This is a genomic window from Streptomyces sp. NPDC001922 (assembly GCF_042891165.1).
Taxonomy (GTDB): domain Bacteria; phylum Actinomycetota; class Actinomycetes; order Streptomycetales; family Streptomycetaceae; genus Streptomyces.
Genome location: NZ_JBIASV010000013.1, coordinates 241,437 through 256,568, shown reverse-complemented (window position 1 = coordinate 256,568; position 15,132 = coordinate 241,437). Strand labels below are relative to the sequence as shown.

Below are 15,132 nucleotides of genomic sequence, written 5' to 3'. Positions count from 1 at the left end.
ACCGGGTGCCGACCGGTGCGGGACGGCGGGAGGGCCGGTGCGGACCGGGGTCAGTTGGTGCCGATCTTCGCCAGCAGGTCCACGATCCGGCCCTGCACCTCGGCGCTGGTCGAGCGCTCCGCGAGGAAGAGCACCGTCTCGCCCGAGGCGAGCCGCGGCAGCTCCTCCGGGTCCATGTCCGCCGCGGTGTAGACGACCAGCGGGGTGCGGTTGAGCAGGCCGTTCGCCCGCAGCCAGTCGACGACCCCGGCGCGGCGGCGGCGCACCTGCATGAGGTCCATCACCACCAGGTTGGGCCGCATCTGCGTCGCGAGCGTCACCGCGTCGGCATCGGACGCGGCGTGCGCGACCTGCATGCCGCGCCGCTCCAGCGTCGCCGTGAGGGCGCGCGCGATGGCCTCCTGCGACTCGATCAGCAGCACCCGCGGCGGGTGCTGTTCGCTGTCGCGCGGGGCGAGCGCCTTCAGCAGCACCGCCGGGTCGGCGCCGTACGCGGCCTCCCGGGTCGCCTGGCCGAGGCCCGCGGTCACCAGGACCGGCACCTCGGCCGCCACCGCCGCCGTGCGCAGCGACTGCAGCGCGGTCCGGGTGATCGGCCCGGTCAGCGGGTCGACGAACAGGGCCGCGGGGTACGCGGCGATCTGCGCGTCCACCTCCTCGCGGGAGTTGACCACCACCGGACGGTAGCCGCGGTTGCTCAGCGCCTGCTGGGTCGGGCCGTCGGGCGCGGGCCAGACCAGCAGCCGGCGCGGATTGTCCAGCGGCTCCGGCGGCAGTTCGTCGTCCATCGGCGGCGCGGCCTGGGAGTCGGTGACGTCCACGGCGCCGTTCGGCCCGTCCAGCGGCTCCGGGCCCTCGGCGCCCTCGTCGGGTGCGCCGATGGCGTAGGCCCGGCCTCCGTTGGTGTCCAGCAGCCGAGGCTGCTGCTGCCCGTCCCGGGGGCGGGCGGCGGCCTGTTCGGCGGGCGCGGTGCGCCCGCCCTCCGGCGGCGCGGCCAGCTTGCGCCGCCGTCCCGAGCCGCCCGACGTCTGGCCGGGGGCCGGGGCGGGCGCCTGCGGCCGCTGCTGTTCGGCGATCTGCTGGGCGAACGGCACGCCCTGGCCGAGGGTGCGCACACTGATCGCCCGCGACTGCGGGACCGCCTCGCCGGACTGGGACTCCGCGGGCAGCGGCAGGGACGCCTGGATCCGGCGCGGCGCGGGCGGACCGGACCGGAGTGCGTACGGCTGCTGCTCCGGAGCGGCCTCCGGGGCCGGCTGCTGCGGCAGGCCCGGGGCGGCTCCGGGCGCCGGGGCGCCGGTCCCGTCCCAGGCCGGGGCGTTCTCGGCCGGTGGCGCCGACTGCGGTTCCGCGGAGGCGGGTTGCCCGGGGCCGGCCGGACCCGGCGTGCCCGGGATGGGGGCGCCCTGTGCGGGTGCTCCCTCCAGCGGGCCGGCGGCGGCCGGGGCCTGCTGTTCCTCGGCCGGGCTGGGCCGTCCGCGGCGGCGCCCGGTGGGCAGCGGGTGCGGCTGCGGGGGCGTGGGCTCCGGGTCCACCGACGCGGCGTCGGGCCGCCCGTGTTCGGCCGCGGACCACGCGCCGGGCTGTGCTGCTCCTGCCGGGGCCGCTCCTGCCGGGGCCGCTCCTGCCGGGGTGGCGGACTGTGCCGCTCCGGGCTGTGCTGCTCCGGGCTGTGCCGCTCCGGCCTGCGCGGGTGCGGGCTGGGCGGCGCCGGGCTGCGCCATGGCGGGCCGCGCGGGGGCCGGCGGTGCGACCTCGGGCTGTGCCGGGGCGGACTGTGCGGGGGCGGCCTGCGCAGGCGCGCCCGGCGCCGGCCGGTCGGCCGCGGCCGGGGGCAGGGCGAGGCCCGGGCCGGTGCCGGACCCGCCGGTGCCGGAGCCGTCGGTGTCGGGCAGCGGCCGGTCGGAGGCGTCGGCCAGGGCCCGCCGCGCCCGGCGGCCGGCCGGCTGGCCCGGGGGCGGTGCCTGGTGGGGCACGGTGGCGCCGTAGGTCTGCTGCGGTCCGGCCGGAGCACCGTCGTACGGGCCGCCGTCGGCGGGCACCGCACCGGGAGCGTCCACGGCGGGAGCGGTTCCGGGGGCGGCGCTTCCGGGGGCGGCGGGAGCCCCGCCGCCCGCCGAGGGCAGCGCGGGCCGACCGGCGGGCGCAGCGGGTGCGCCGCCCGCCGGCGGTCCGGTCACCCGGCCGCCGGTGCCCTGCGGGGGAACCGGGGCGCCGGTGCCCTGCGGGGGAACCGGGCCGCCGGTGCCGAACGGGGCGTTCCGCGGCACGGGGGCACCGCCCGCCGGTGCGCCGGGAGCGGCGGCCGGACCGGGGGCGCCGGGGGGCAGCTGGGCCTGTGCGGGGCCGAGTTGCGGCCGGCCGGTGGGGGCAACCCAGCTGTCGCCGCGGTCCTGTCCGGTGGGTGCCGCGGGCAGGGCGGGCAGCGCGCGGCCGTTCTGCGCGGTGTCGGCGGGTGCCGCGCCGGGGGCCTCCAGCGCGGGGCGTGCGCGGCGGCCGGTGCCCTGCGGTGGGACCGTCGCGCCGTTCGGCCCGCCCGGGAACGGCCCGTTCGGCCCGGCGAACCGCTCGTCCGCGCCGTCCGGGCCCGGCTGCCCCTCCGCGGCCGTGGCCAGCGCACCGTACGATCCGTCGCCGCCGCGCCGCGCCCGGCGGCCCGACTGCGGGGCGCCCGGGCCGGCGGTGCCCTCCGGGCCGGACTGCGGGGCGTCGCCCGGCGCGGCCTCGGCCGGGCTGGGCCGTCCGCGGCGGCGCCCGGTGGGGCGGACACCGTTGTCCGGCGTCGCCTGACCGGGAATCTGCGCGCCCCGACCGGGGACCGGAGCGCCCTCCGGCTGCGCGTCGGCCCCCCATGTGCCGGGCGCGGGTGCGCCGTCGGGCGCGGCGGACTGCGCTTGCGGGACGGCGCCGGACGGCAGTGCCGGACGGGCGACCCGGCCCGCAGTGCGCTCCGGGGCCGGTGCCGCGGCGGGGGCGTTCGCGGCCTCCGGGCCGATGATGTCGGGCGGACCGATCAGACCGCCGGGTTCGCCGCTGCCGTCGGTGTCCGCGCCGACGGGGCTGCCCGCGGCCGGGGTCTGCGCCCCGGCGGGGCCACCCGGGATCTCCGCCGCGGGGCGGGCCCGGCGGCGTCCGCCCGGTGCCGCGGCGTTCGCCCCGGCGGGGGCGGCGGGCGTCCCGAGACGCCGGCCGTCGGCCACCGCGCCCGAGGACAATCCGTTGTCGAGGAACGACGCCGTCCGGCCGCCCGGCGCGGCCGGGGCACCCGTACCGGCGTCCTGGGCCCCGTCGGTGCCCCGCGCCCGCTCCGTCGGCACCGGCATCACGGTGGTCGCGTTCTCGCGGTCCCGGTCCGTGGCGCGCTCCGCCGCCGGGGCGCCGCCGGCGGCGATCGGCACCTCCAGCACATAGGCGCTGCCGCCCGCGCCCGGCACCTCGTGGGTCTGCAGCACACCGCCGTGCCGCCGCACGATGCCGCGGACGATCGGCTCGTGCACCGGGTCGCCCCCGGCGTACGGGCCGCGCACCTCGATACGGACGACCTCGCCGCGCTGCGCGGCGGCGACCACGATCGTCGAGTCGCCGGAGCCGCCCGCGGGGGCGTTGCCGGTGGCGTCGACCCCGGCCACGTCCGCGACGAGATGGGCGAGCGCCTGCGCCAGCCGCTCCGGGTCGACCTCGGCCTCGATCGGCGGGGCGTGCACCGCGAACTGGGCGCGCCCCGGGCCGATCAGCTCGATCGCGCCCTCCACACCGGCCGCCACCACGGCGTCCAGCTCCACGGTCTTGAGCTCCAGCCGCTCGCTGCCCTCGTCGAGCCGCTGGTAGCGGAGGACGTTGTCGACCAGCGTCGTCATCCGCGCGTAGCCGGCGGTGAGGTAGTGCAGGATCTGGTTGGCCTCGGGCCACAGCTGGCCGGCCGGGTCGGCGGCCAGGGTGCCCAGCTCGCCCCGCAGCTGCTCCAGCGGGCCGCGCAGCGACTCGCCGAGCACGGCGAGCAGCTGGGCGTGCCGGGCCGCCAGCGCGTCCTGCTGCCGCCGGTCGGTGAAGGTCATCACCGCGCCGACGAGCTGGTCCCCGTCCCGGACCGGCGCGGTCGTCAGGTCGACGGGCACCGCCCGGCCGTCCTTGGCCCACAGCACCTGCCCGCGCACCCGGTGCTTGCGGCCGGAGCGCAGGGAGTCGGCGAGCGGCGACTCCTCGTACGGCAGCGGCGAGCCGTCGGGCCGGGAGTGGTGGAGCAGCGGGTGCAGCTTCCGGCCGCCGAGGTCGCCGGCGCGGTAGCCGAGGATCTGCGCCGCCGACGGGTTGACCAGGACGATCTTGCCCTCGGTGTCCACCCCCACGACGCCCTCGGCCGCCGCGCGCAGGATCATCTCGGTCTGCCGCTGCTGGCGGGCGAGCTCGGCCTCGGTGTCCACGGTGCCGGTCAGGTCCCGGACGACGAGCATCAGCAGCTCGTCACCGGTGTAGTGGTGCTCGTACGGGTCGGCGTACGGGGTCCGGCCGTCCTCCAGGTTGGCGCTGGTCACCTCGACCGGGAACTCCGTCCCGTCGGTGCGCCGCGCCACCATCCTGGTCGGCTTGGTCCTGCCGCCCTCCTCGCCCTCCTCGGGCCGCCGCATGGAGCCGGGGATCCGCTTGGAGTCGAAGGAGGGCAGCAGGTCGAGCAGACCGCGGCCGACGAGTGCGGTGCCGGGGGACTCGAAGGTCTCCAGGGCGATGGTGTTGGCGTTGACGACCGTGCCGTTGCAGTTCACCAGCAACAGGGCGTCGGGCAGGGCGTCGAGTATGGCGGCGAGGCGAGCAGCGCCTCGGGACGGCCTGCTGCTCACGACGACCATTCCTCCCTGATCACTGCATCTTGCCGACAGCCCCGGTCATCTTGCCGCGCGTCCGGAGGTCTGTCACTAGAGGGAGTCTACGGGCAGCCGTTGCGGGCGCGGCGGCGGATGAGGGGAGGGCGGGAGACGAGTTCGTGCGACTCCCCGCAGGCCCGACATAAGGCGTGCGAGCCCGTCAAGCGGCGGCAATCACCCGTCCGGGGACGGACCTCCGGGCGCGTCCGCCGTCAGGAGGTGCCGTCCGGGAGCAGCGGCACCAGCCGGTTCCAGCGGGCGATCTCGCAGCCGTTCGTCCGGTTGAAGGTGGCGTCCACCGGGCGGCCCGCCCAGGTGCCGGTGACCCGTGCGGTGGCCGTACCGCCGTGGATCATCGTGCAGTTGGCGCGCGGGGAGACCGGGGCGAACGGGTCGGCGCCCCACCGGGTGACCTCGTCGAGCCGGTCGCAGGCCAACTGGGGATCCCGGTGCGTGCCGCCCGCGGGGTGGCAGTCGAGGCTGTACATCCCGTCGAGGGCGCGCTCCCCGCTGCCGTCGACGGTGACGGTGAGTCTGTCCTCGCCGGCCGGGGCCACGGCCATCGGGGGCACGGGGTCGGTGTCCACCCCCGGCATGGGAACGGGGAACGCGGTCGCGGGGGCGGCCGCGGCGAGGACGGCTGCGGCGGAGAGCACGGTCAGGGTGAGGCGGCGGAGCGGCATCGGGGACTCCAGGAGTGGGGGGGGCGATGGGTGATGGGGCACGGTGCGGCAGGGCCGCTGACGCGTGCCTGCCATCACTAACGCTCCGGCCGCCGGGGCGTTGCGCAACCGGTGCGGACCCTCCGGGTGACGGGGTGGTGCTCCCGGGTGCTCCGGCGTGCTCCGGGGGTGTGACGGTTTCGCGGCGCGGCGGTGACGGGCGGGCGGCATCGTGACGGGCCGGCGGCGGGGGGCTGTGGTGACGGGCCCGGCACGGCCGGGTAAGGCTTTGCCCCGCTGCCCGGGCGCCGGGTACCGTAGGGGGCGATTGGTGACGGCCCGCAGGGCTGTGCCATCATCTGCACACACCACATCGCGTTCGCGCGATGGTGTTGGAGGCTTCGCCTAGTCTGGTCTATGGCGCCGCACTGCTAATGCGGTTTGGGGTAACCCCCCATCCCGGGTTCAAATCCCGGAGCCTCCGCTCGATCTTCTCGATCACTGAAGCCCCGGTCCGACGGCCGGGGCTTCTGTCGTTCCCGATGCCGTTCCCGACGCCGTTCCGGATGTCGTTCCCGGTGCTGTTGCGGGTGTCGTTCCCGGCGGCTCCACTTGGCCCCTCCTGGAGCCGTTTTCCCAGCTCAGGTGGGCTGGGAGGAACGGATTTCGCCTCAGGCGGCAGGTCATGTAATGTTGTTCCCGCAACGCCGACCGGCAAGAAAACGCCGGAACGCAAGCGCTCGTAGCTTAACGGATAGAGCACTTGACTACGGATCAAGAGGTTGCAGGTTCGAATCCTGCCGAGCGCGCAGTGCTGAAAAGCCCCCTCCGGTGACGGAGGGGGCTTTTTGCTGTCTCCGGCCCGGTGCTCTGACGGGTATGCCCTCACGGGGCTGCGGAGTCGGATCTGCGGAGTCGGATCTGCGGGGTGTGGGTGTCGCGGCGGCGGGCCCGGCGGGTGCGGTGGTGCCGCGGCGGGTTCGGCGGCCGGTCGCCTGGCGTGTTCCGGTCATGAGCGGGCGCGCCCCGTGTCCGCGTCACGGGGCCGGACGCGCCCCGGTCCCGCGTGCGGTGCGGACGGACGGCCGGTGTGGAGGGGCGGCCGGGTGTCCGGGTGAGGTGCGGCCGGTCACGTGACGGGTGCCTCGCCGCCCCCGCCCGGGCCGCCGTCCGCTCGCCGGTGGCGGGCCGGGGATGTCCGGGGGTGGGCCAATGGGGTGGCGTTATGCGGTGGGGAAGCGGTGCTGTGCGTTTTGACGCCCTATCAGTCCTTTTTGTGGCGGTAGAACTCGATGCGTTCTTCCACCCCGGAGACGCTGAGAATGGAGAGAGACATGCGCACATCCCTCAAGATGTCCGTGATGGCGGTCGCCGCGATCGCCGCGATCGGCGCCTCGGCGACGTCCGCCGTCGCCTACGACAAGAAGAAGGACGACGACAAGCAGATCAACGTCTGCGGCAACTCCGACGCGACGGCCTTCGCGGCCCACGACGCCTACCTGTACGACATCGAGCAGGAGGCGGAGGGTCCGGTGTTCTGCCAGAACGGCAAGAACAACACCGCGGTCAACTACGCCCCGAAGAGCTACCTCCTGTACATCGGCGGGCTCCTGTAGCCGCTGGCCACGTCGGCCTCTGACGGAGCGGTTCCGGACGGAACACCCCGCAGCACCGGACGTCCCGGGGAAGAGCGAGCTTCCCCGGGACGTCCCGTCGTTCCCGCCCGTGCTTCCGGCCGGTGCGGGACGCGTGTCAGTGCAGGATCTTCTCCTTCGCACGCTGGTACTCGGCCTCGGAGATGTCGCCCCGCGCCTTGAGGTCCGAGAGCTTGGCCAGCCGGTCCACGTTCGCCGAGCCGTCGTCCGCGCCGGCGGTCTCCCGGAGATAGTCGTTGAACGCCGCCTGCTGCTCCCGCACGTGCCGGATCTCGCGCTTGCCCATGCCGTCGCCGCGCACGATCACATAGGCGAGCACGCCCAGGAAGGGCACGACGATCACGAAGAGGATCCAGGCCGCCTTCGCCGGGCCGCTCATGTCGTGGTCACGGAATACATCGGTGATCACCCGGAACAGCAGAACCAGCCAGAAGACCCAGAGGAAGATCCACATCACCGTCCAGAAGGCGCCCAGGACGGGATAGTCGTACGCCAGGAACAGCTGATCGCTCATCGCTCTCCTCCTGCCACTGCCGCCGCGGCGATCATGCCGTCGGCACCCCGGCTCCGCCCGTCACCTGCCTCGCCCTCCACCGGACGGTTCCTCCATTCAGGTTGCGCCGGGACCCGCGAGGCCGCATCCCGTGGCGCCGCCGCACGCCGTTCACCTGCGCTGTCGCACCCCCGCACCCGTGATTGCATGGGGCGCGGACCGGCTGCGGGGAGGTGGTGGTGTCCGGCGGAGCGCAGTGGCGGTGCACCGGCTCGCTCTGGCGACCGGAGGGGCCCGTCCTGGGGTGGTACCGGCCGGGACGGCACGGCGCCGCGGCCGGGGAGCGGACGAGCCCGCTGACGGCGGGGCGGACGCTCGCGTTCGTCGCGGACGGCGGCCGGGGCTGCACCGGGGTGTGGCGCGGAGGCCGGCGCACGCCGTGCCCGGCGGATGCCGCGGTTCCGGTGCGCGGCACCCGGGCGCAGTGCGCGGACTGCGCGCGGCTCGACCGCTCCCGGTCGGTGGCGGCCGACACCCGGGCCGACGACCCGCAGCCGTACCGCGTCTACCTGGCCTGGTTCGGTCCGGGGCTGCTCAAGGTGGGGATCACCGCGGAGGCGCGGGGCAGCGCCCGGCTGCTGGAGCAGGGCGCCGTGGCGTTCACCTGGCTGGGGCGCGGGCCCCTCATGGCGGCGCGGCGGGCGGAGGAACTGCTGGGCTCCGCGCTGACGGTGCGGGACCGCGTCCCCTACGCGCGGAAGCGGGCCGTGCGGACGGCGCTGCCCCCGGTCGCCGACCGCTGCGCGGAACTGGCCGCGTTGCACGCGCGGGTGGCCGGGCTGCCCGGGTGGCCCGAGTCCCTGGAGCGCTGCCCCTGCGAACCGGTGGACCACACCGCTGCGTTCGGCCTCGAACGGCTCGAGGAACGGGCCGCCGCGGGACCGCCGGCCGAGGTCACCGAGCTGGGCGACGGCGCGGTGGTGGCGGGTGAGCTGCTGGGGGTGGCGGGGCCGGACCTCCAGCTCGGCACCGACGGCGGCCTGCTGGTGATCGACACCCGGCTGATGGCGGGATGGCCGCTGCGGGCCGCGGAGCCCGCAGCCGTGACCAGCGCGCCCGTCCGCCGGCTCGCCGCGGACGGGGGCGAGGGCGGCGGAGTGCAGGACGGGCTGTTCTGACCTCGGCGCCGGCCCGGGGCGTGGACGGGCCCGCGGTTTTCTCAGCTGATTCACAGGTGTCCCACAGCGCCCTCTCAGACCGCCCGCCGAGCGTTGAGGACATGACCGCGACCGCGCCCACCGGGCGTTCCGAACTGCTGCGGCCCGACGGCGGGCCGGTACGGATCCTCGTCGTGGACGACGAGAACGCCCTCGCCGACCTGCTGTCCATGGCCCTGCGCTACGAGGGCTGGGAGGTGCGCAGCGCGGGCGACGGGGCCGGAGCGCTGCGGACGGCCCGGGAGTTCCGTCCGGACGCCGTGGTGCTCGACATCATGCTGCCGGACCTGGACGGTCTCACCGTGCTGGCGCGGCTGCGCCGGGACCGCCCCGAGGTGCCGGTGCTGTTCCTGACCGCCAAGGACGCGGTGGAGGACCGGATCGCCGGACTCACGGCGGGCGGGGACGACTACGTGACGAAGCCGTTCAGCCTGGAGGAGGTCGTGGCCCGGCTGCGCGGGCTGCTGCGGCGCTCCGGCGCGGCGGCGGCGCGCACGCCGGACGCGCTGCTGGTCGTCGGGGACCTGGTGCTCGACGAGGACAGCCACGAGGCGCAGCGGGCGGGCCGGCCGATCCACCTCACCGCCACCGAGTTCGAGCTGCTGCGCTATCTGATGCGCAATCCGCGCCGGGTGCTCTCCAAGGCGCAGATCCTCGACCGGGTGTGGTCCTACGACTTCGGCGGGCAGGCCAATGTGGTCGAGCTCTACATCTCGTATCTGCGCCGGAAGATCGACGCCGGGCGGTCGCCGATGATCCACACCCGGCGGGGGGCCGGCTATCTGATCAAGCCGGGGGAGTGAGCGGTGCGCGTTCCCGGGCGGGGCGCCGGCGGCGGACCGCGGTCCCTGTGCGGTCGCCCGGTCTCCCCGCGCGGCCGCGGGCGTTCCCCGCGTGCCGGTACGCGCTCCCCGCGGGTCCGGCTGCGTCTCCCACGCCGGTCCGGCCGGGGGCAGCGCCGGGCGCGGTCGCTGCGCACCCGGCTCGTCCTCACCTCCGTCGCCCTGATCGCCGTGGTCTGCGCGGTCATCGGCGGTGTCACCACGATCACGCTGGACGCCTACCTCCAGGGGCAGCGGGACGCCCAGCTCCGGGGCATCGCCGACCGCGTCGTGCGGTTCCGGCCGCCGGTGCCCGACGGGAACCTCGGTTTCGTCACCGGGCCCGGACAGCCGCCCGGCACCGTCGGCGCCGAACTGGCCGGGAAGCACGTCGTCTCGGCGGTGCGCAGCACCGAGCGCGGGGAGGCCGAGCCGCTCACCGCCGCCCAGGCCGCGGCCCTCGGCCGGCCGGCCGTCGGCGGTGACCCGCAGACCGTCGAGGTCCCGGGGCTCGGCAGCTACCGGGTGCGCGCGGTGCCGGACCTCGACCGGGACGGCGGCAGCCTCGTGCTCGGACTGCCGCTGCGGGACGTGCAGGACACGGTGAACACACTGATCGTCGCCGAGGTGTGCGTGGCGGGGTCGGCGCTCGCCGCCGCCGGACTGGCCGGCACGGTGATGATCCGGGTCGCGCTCCGTCCGCTGCGCCGGGTGGCCGCGACCGCGGCGCGGGTGTCCGAACTCCGCCTCGACCGCGGCGAGGTCGCTCTGCACGAGCGGGTCCCGGAGGACGACACCGATCCGCGGACGGAGGTCGGCCAGGTCGGGGCGGCGCTCAACCGGCTGCTCGGGCACGTCGGGTCGGCGCTCGCCGCCCGGCACGCGAGCGAGACCCAGGTGCGGCAGTTCGTCGCGGACGCCAGCCATGAGCTGCGCACCCCGCTGGCCTCGATCCGCGGGTACGCCGAGCTGACCCGGCGCGGCCGGGAGGAGACGGGACCCGACACCCGGTACGCGCTCGGCCGCATCGAGTCGGAGGCGGCCCGGATGACCACGCTCGTCGAGGATCTGCTGCTGCTCGCCCGGCTCGACGCCGGCCGGCCGCTCGCCCGCGCCGAGACGGACCTGTCGCCGCTGGTGGTGGACGCGGTGAGCGACGCCCGGGCGGCCGGGCCGGACCACCGCTGGCGGCTGGAACTCCCCGACGCACCGGCGCTGGTGCGCGGCGATCCGGAGCGGCTGCACCAGGTGCTGGTCAACCTGCTGGGGAACGCCCGCAGCCACACCCCGGGCGGTACGACGGTGACGGCGCGGGTGCTGCGGCCGGCGGCAGGGGAGCTGCTGCTGGAGATCGACGACGACGGGCCCGGGATCCCGGAGGACCTGCTGCCGCACGTCTTCGAGCGGTTCGCCCGCGGTGACGCCTCGCGCGGCCGCACCGCGGGCAGCACCGGGCTCGGACTGGCCATCGTGCAGGCGGTGGTGGGCGCCCACGGCGGGCGGGTGGCGGTGCGGAGCACGCCCGGCCGCACGGTGTTCGCGGTGGTGCTGCCGGCGTCCGGAACCTCACGCGCCGGGGGTACGGAGGGGGCGGCGCCGGACTCACAGGCGGCCCACAGGCGGATCACACGGCCGTGACAGCCCGCCCGGCGAACGTCGTCGGCATGCGAACCGAGACTCTCCCGGGCACCCTGCCCACGCGCGGGCATCTGCCGGCCCTCCGGCCGCGGACCGCCGACGGCGAACCGGTCCTGGACGTCGTCATCCCCGTCCACAACGAGCAGACCGACCTGGAGCCCTGCGTCCGCAGGCTGCACGGTCACCTCACCCGCACCTTCCCCTACGGCTTCCGCATCACCATCGCCGACAACGCGAGCAGCGACCGCACACCCGAGGTGGCGGCCCGGCTCGACGAGCTGATCGAGGAGGTCACCGCGGTCCGGCTGGAGGAGAAGGGCCGCGGGCGGGCGCTGCGCGCCGTCTGGTCGATGTCCCCGGCCCCCGTGCTGGCCTACATGGACGTGGACCTCTCCACCGACCTCAACGCGCTGCTGCCGCTCGTCGCCCCGCTGATCTCCGGCCACTCCGACCTCGCGATCGGCTCGCGGCTGGCGCACAGCTCACGGGTGGTGCGCGGCCCCAAGCGGGAGCTGATCTCGCGCGGCTACAACCTGCTGCTGCGCGGCGGCCTGGCCGCCCGGTTCAGCGACGCGCAGTGCGGCTTCAAGGCGATCCGGAAGGACGTCGCGGAGCTGCTGCTGCCGATGGTGGAGGACACCGGGTGGTTCTTCGACACCGAGATGCTGGTCCTCGCCGAACGGGCCGGGCTGCGGATCCACGAGGTGCCGGTGGACTGGGTGGACGACCCGGACAGCCGGGTGGACATCGTCCGCACGGCCGTCGAGGACCTCAAGGGGGTCTGGCGGGTGGGGCGGGCGCTGCGTACCGGCGCGCTGCCGCTCGCCCGGCTGAGCCGGCCGTTCGGTGACGACCCGCGGGACCGCGAACTCGCCGGGGTGCCCCGCGGACTGGCCCGCCAGCTGCTGGGCTTCTGCGTCGTGGGGGCGCTGAGCACCCTGGTGCACCTCGCGCTGTACGCCCTGTTCCGGCTGGAGGCGGGGCCGCAGACGGCCAACGCGGTGGCGCTGCTGCTCGCGGCGGTGGGCAACACCGCGGCCAACCGGAGGTTCACCTTCGGGGTGCGGGGCCGGGAGCGTGCCGTACGGCACCAGGCCCAGGGGCTGGTGATCTTCGGCATCGGTCTGGCGCTGACCAGCGGCTCCCTGGCCGCCCTCCAGGGGGCCGGCAGCCCGTCCCGGACGACGGAGGCGGCGGTGCTGATCGTCGCGAACCTGGCGGCGACGGTGCTGCGGTTCCTGCTGCTGCGGGCCTGGGTCTTCCCCGGGCGGCGGGATCCGGCGCGGGGAGGGGAGCCCGCGGGCGGCTCCGGACGTGCCTGCCCCGACGGCGCCTCCTTCGACGGGGCTTCCCGCGACGGCGCCGCCTCCGACGGGGCTTTCCGCGACGGGGCTTCCCCCTCCCCATCTCGCACCCCCTCGTACCCGTACAACCACGACCCCCGGAGCACCCGATGACCGAGCGCCACGACGAGACGACCTCCCGGACGGGGGCGGGCGCCGTCCTGACGCCCCCGGCCCCCGCTTCCGCCGGACCACCGGCGGGACCGCCCCGCGGGCGGCTCGCCTCGGCCTGGCGCGGCCGGGCCGAGGACCCCCGCTGGGTGCGGCCCGCGTTCCTCGCGCTGCTGCTCGGCACGCTGCTGCTGTACCTGTGGAACCTCCAGGCCTCCGGTTGGGCCAACTCGTACTACTCGGCGGCGGTGCAGGCGGGCAGCGAGAGCTGGAAGGCGTTCTTCTTCGGCTCCCTGGACGCCGGCAACGCCATCACCGTCGACAAGCCGCCGGCCGCACTGTGGCCGATGGCCCTGTCCGTACGGCTCTTCGGGCTGCACTCCTGGGCGGTTCTGGTGCCCGAGGTGCTGATGGGCGTGGCCGCGGTCGCGGTGCTCCACGGGTCGGTACGGCGGTCCCACGGCCCGGTGGCCGGGCTGCTCGCGGGCGGGGTGCTGGCGCTCACCCCGGTGGCGGCGCTGATGTTCCGGTTCAACAACCCGGACGCCCTGCTCGCGCTGCTGATGACCGTCACCGTCGCCTGCGTGCTCCGGGCCATGGAGGGGGCGCGCACCGGGTGGCTGCTCGGTGCGGGTGCCGCCGTCGGGCTGGCCTTCCTCACCAAGACGCTGCAGGCGTTCCTGGTCCTGCCGCCGCTCGCCCTGCTCTACGCGGTGTGCGCCCCCACGACCCTGCGCCGGCGGCTCGGCCAACTGCTGCTCGCCGGAGCCGCGCTGGTGGTCGCGGCCGGATGGTGGGTCGCGGCCGTCGAACTGTGGCCCGCCGGCTCCCGTCCGTACGTGGGCGGTTCCCAGAGCAACAGCTTCATGGAGCTGACGCTGGGCTACAACGGCCTCGGCCGGATCAACGGCGAGGAGACCGGGAGCGTCGGCGGAGGCGGCGGTCCGGGCGGTGGCGCGTGGGGACGGACGGGCATCGGGCGGATGTTCGGCGACACGGTCGGCGGCCAGATCTCCTGGCTGCTGCCGGCCGCACTGATCCTGCTGGTCGCGGGCCTGCTGCTGACCCGGCGGGCGGGACGGACGGATCCCGCGCGGGCCGCCTTCCTGGCCTGGGGCGGGTCCCTGGTGATGACGCTCGCCGTCTTCAGCTTCATGGCGGGGATCTTCCACGAGTACTACACGGTGGCCCTCGCGCCGTACCTCGCGGCCGTGGTGGGCATGGGCGTCGTGGCGCTCCGGGAGCGGCGGCGCGGCGCCGTGGCGCCGGCGGTGCTCGGCGGCACGGTCGCGGTGACGGCTCTCTGGGCGTTCGTCCTGCTGGGGCGGAACGGGGACTGGCTGCCGTGGCTGCGGTGGACGGTGCTCGCCGCCGGGCTCGCCGCGGCGGCCGGGCTGGCGTTCGCCCGGCGGCTGCCGGCGCGGGCGGTGCCGGTGGTCCTGGCGCTGGGGCTGGCGGCGTCGCTGGCCGGGCCGCTGGCGTACACGCTCAGCACGGTCGGTACGGGGCACACCGGGTCCATCGTGACGGCCGGACCGGCCGTCGCCGGACGCAAGGGGCCGGGCGGCGGTATGCCACCCGGCATGGCGGGGAACGGCCGGGCCAACGCCCCCGGCGCGGACGGCGGGAACGGGGCCGGCGCCCCGGGCCGGGCTCCGGGAGGGAACGGCGCCGCCGCGGGCGGTGCGCCGCAGGGGATGCCTCCCGGGGGCAGCGGCCCCGGGCGCGGCGGCGCCGAAGGCGGCGTCATGGGCGGGCTGCTGGGCGGACGGACGGCCAGCGACGAGGTGGCGGACGCCCTCCGGCGGGATTCCGGCGACTACACCTGGGCCGCCGCGACCGTCGGGGCCCAGAACGCCGCCGGCCACCAACTGGCGACCGGGAGCCCGGTCATGGCCATCGGCGGCTTCAACGGCAGCGACCCGTCCCCGACGCTCGCCCAGTTCAAGAAGTACGTGCGGCAGGGCAGGATCCACTACTTCGTCCCGAGCACGGGCGGCGGCCCCGGCGGGATGCCCGGGCCCGGTGCACAGGCCGCGGGCGGTGGGAAGGCCGCAGGCGGTGGGACGGCCGCGGGCGGCCGGATGGGCGCGGGCGGCGGTGCCGGCGCCGAGGCCCGTGGGAACGGCGCCGGCGGGAAGGGCTCCGGAGGCGTCGCGTCGAGCATCACCCAGTGGGTCAAGAGCCACTACACCAAGGTCACGGTCGACGGCACCACGCTCTACGACCTGACCCGGCCCACCGGCTGACGGATCGGCCGCCGCTCCCGGACCCGGTGGGCCCCCAGCCGTCCCGGCCGTCCCGGCTTCCCCCGTCGCCGCAGCTCAGCGGCG

General features: G+C 76.3%; 9 protein-coding genes and 2 tRNA genes. 8 read left to right on the top strand and 3 right to left on the bottom strand.

All coding sequences use genetic code 11. From position 1 onward, the window contains the following. Window positions 1-50: 50 nt before the first annotated feature. Window positions 51-4,835, bottom strand: coding sequence for a PAS domain-containing protein (locus ACFYYR_RS24885; RefSeq protein ID WP_388857544.1), 4,785 nt, complete (start codon window positions 4,833-4,835; stop codon window positions 51-53). Between the two features lie 236 nt (window positions 4,836-5,071). Beyond that, window positions 5,072-5,542, bottom strand: a complete 471-nt coding sequence (locus ACFYYR_RS24880) for an SSI family serine proteinase inhibitor (RefSeq protein ID WP_388857541.1) — start codon at window positions 5,540-5,542, stop codon at window positions 5,072-5,074. A 373-nt stretch (window positions 5,543-5,915) separates the two neighbouring features. On the opposite strand from ACFYYR_RS24880, the gene ACFYYR_RS24875 reads away from it, so the two are divergent. The 3 genes from ACFYYR_RS24875 to ACFYYR_RS24865 all read left to right on the top strand — a co-directional run bounded on the left by ACFYYR_RS24875 (window position 5,916) and on the right by ACFYYR_RS24865 (window position 7,137). After that, window positions 5,916-6,005, top strand: a tRNA-Ser gene (locus ACFYYR_RS24875). Between the two features lie 252 nt (window positions 6,006-6,257). Then, window positions 6,258-6,330: transfer RNA gene (locus ACFYYR_RS24870), tRNA-Arg, on the top strand. A gap of 525 nt (window positions 6,331-6,855) precedes the next feature. Next, window positions 6,856-7,137 carry a hypothetical protein gene (locus ACFYYR_RS24865; RefSeq protein WP_388857538.1) on the top strand — a complete coding sequence of 94 codons (282 nt, stop codon included), beginning with the start codon at window positions 6,856-6,858 and terminating at the stop codon, window positions 7,135-7,137. Between the two features lie 136 nt (window positions 7,138-7,273). Here ACFYYR_RS24865 and ACFYYR_RS24860 read toward each other — a convergent pair whose 3' ends face one another. Then, window positions 7,274-7,690, bottom strand: a complete 417-nt coding sequence (locus ACFYYR_RS24860; protein ID WP_388857535.1) for an SHOCT domain-containing protein — start codon at window positions 7,688-7,690, stop codon at window positions 7,274-7,276. A gap of 215 nt (window positions 7,691-7,905) precedes the next feature. Here ACFYYR_RS24860 and ACFYYR_RS24855 point away from each other — a divergent pair, with 215 nt between their 5' ends. From ACFYYR_RS24855 to ACFYYR_RS24835, 5 genes are all read left to right on the top strand, one after another. Continuing rightward, the gene (locus tag ACFYYR_RS24855; RefSeq protein ID WP_388857532.1) at window positions 7,906-8,847 is read left to right on the top strand and encodes a DUF2797 domain-containing protein; all 942 of its coding nucleotides are present in this window, start codon (window positions 7,906-7,908) and stop codon (window positions 8,845-8,847) included. A gap of 101 nt (window positions 8,848-8,948) precedes the next feature. Further along, window positions 8,949-9,689 carry a response regulator transcription factor gene (locus tag ACFYYR_RS24850; protein WP_388857530.1) on the top strand — a complete coding sequence of 247 codons (741 nt, stop codon included), beginning with the start codon at window positions 8,949-8,951 and terminating at the stop codon, window positions 9,687-9,689. A gap of 120 nt (window positions 9,690-9,809) precedes the next feature. Continuing rightward, window positions 9,810-11,345, top strand: coding sequence for a sensor histidine kinase (locus ACFYYR_RS24845; RefSeq protein WP_388857630.1), 1,536 nt, complete (start codon window positions 9,810-9,812; stop codon window positions 11,343-11,345). A 26-nt stretch (window positions 11,346-11,371) separates the two neighbouring features. Then, entirely contained in the window at window positions 11,372-12,802 is a 1,431-nt protein-coding gene (locus ACFYYR_RS24840; protein ID WP_388857527.1) for a glycosyltransferase, read from the top strand. Then, entirely contained in the window at window positions 12,799-15,048 is a 2,250-nt protein-coding gene (locus ACFYYR_RS24835) for an ArnT family glycosyltransferase (protein ID WP_388857525.1), read from the top strand. Before ACFYYR_RS24840 ends, ACFYYR_RS24835 begins: the two co-directional genes overlap by 4 nt. Window positions 15,049-15,132 lie beyond the last annotated feature (84 nt).

What these genes read in the sequence shown, in the direction of transcription:
- ACFYYR_RS24880 (WP_388857541.1), bottom strand. Translation starts at nt 5,542, where the DNA reads ATGCCGCTCCGCCGCCTCACCCTGACCGTGCTCTCCGCCGCAGCCGTC.
- ACFYYR_RS24865 (WP_388857538.1), top strand. Translation starts at nt 6,856, where the DNA reads ATGCGCACATCCCTCAAGATGTCCGTGATGGCGGTCGCCGCGATCGCC.
- ACFYYR_RS24860 (WP_388857535.1), bottom strand. Translation starts at nt 7,690, where the DNA reads ATGAGCGATCAGCTGTTCCTGGCGTACGACTATCCCGTCCTGGGCGCC.
- ACFYYR_RS24850 (WP_388857530.1), top strand. Translation starts at nt 8,949, where the DNA reads ATGACCGCGACCGCGCCCACCGGGCGTTCCGAACTGCTGCGGCCCGAC.
- ACFYYR_RS24840 (WP_388857527.1), top strand. Translation starts at nt 11,372, where the DNA reads ATGCGAACCGAGACTCTCCCGGGCACCCTGCCCACGCGCGGGCATCTG.
- ACFYYR_RS24835 (WP_388857525.1), top strand. Translation starts at nt 12,799, where the DNA reads ATGACCGAGCGCCACGACGAGACGACCTCCCGGACGGGGGCGGGCGCC.